Here is a 900-nt window from a genome sequence, read left to right on the forward strand (position 1 = left end):
TATAGTAAAATGAAACAAAAATAGTACATTTATGGTATAATGTACTTATGGCATATTCATTAGATTTTCGTAAAAAAGTTCTCGCATACTGTGAGAAAACCGGCAGTATTACTGAAGCATCTGTTGTTTTCGATATTTCCCGCAACACCATCTATCAATGGCTAAAATTAATGGAGAGTACAGGCGAGCTTCATCACCAAGTTAAGGGAACCAAACCAAGAAAAGTTGATAGAGAAAAATTAAAGAACTATCTTGAAGCTCATCCAGATGCTTTTTTGACTGAAATAGCTTCTGAATTTGGCTGTCATCCAACAGCTATTCATTACGCTCTCAAAGCTATGGGGTATACTCGAAAAAAAAGAGCTGTACCTACTATGAACAAGACCCTGAGAAAGTAAATCAGTTCCTTAAAGAATTTAATAACTTAAGTCACTTGACACCTGTTTATATTGATGAGACAGGGTTTGAGACATATTTTCATCGAGAATATGGTCGATCTTTGAAAGGTCAGTTGATCACTGGTCAAGTCTCTGGAAGAAGATTCCAGCGGCTATCTTTAGTCGCAGGTCTTATAAACGGTGAGATTATAGCCCCAATGACCTATAAAGAAACCATGACTAGTGACTTTTTCGAAGCTTGGTTTAAAACATTCTTACTACCCACTTTAGATAGACCATCTGTTATCATTATGGACAATGCAAGGTTTCATCGGATGAGTAAGCTAAAAGAGTTATGCAAGGAGCAGGGTCATAGACTTTTACCACTTCCTCCTTACTCACCTGAGTATAATCCCATTGAGAAAACATGGGCTCAAATTAAAAAACACCTCAGAAAAGTATTGCCAAATTGCGATACTTTCCTTGAGGCACTTTTGTCCTGTTCTTGTTTCAATTAACTATA

General features: G+C 36.6%; 1 protein-coding gene. It reads left to right on the top strand.

The window, feature by feature from the left end:
* Nucleotides 1–47: 47 nt before the first annotated feature.
* A protein-coding gene (locus tag ACEE44_RS10320) for an IS630 family transposase (RefSeq protein WP_172016537.1) occupies nucleotides 48–895 on the top strand; the annotation gives its coding sequence in 2 pieces (ribosomal slippage) (nucleotides 48–351 and nucleotides 351–895; 849 coding nt in all).
* Nucleotides 896–900: the final 5 nt, after the last annotated feature.

The sequence above is a fragment of the Streptococcus sp. 32226D021BW genome (assembly GCF_053545015.1).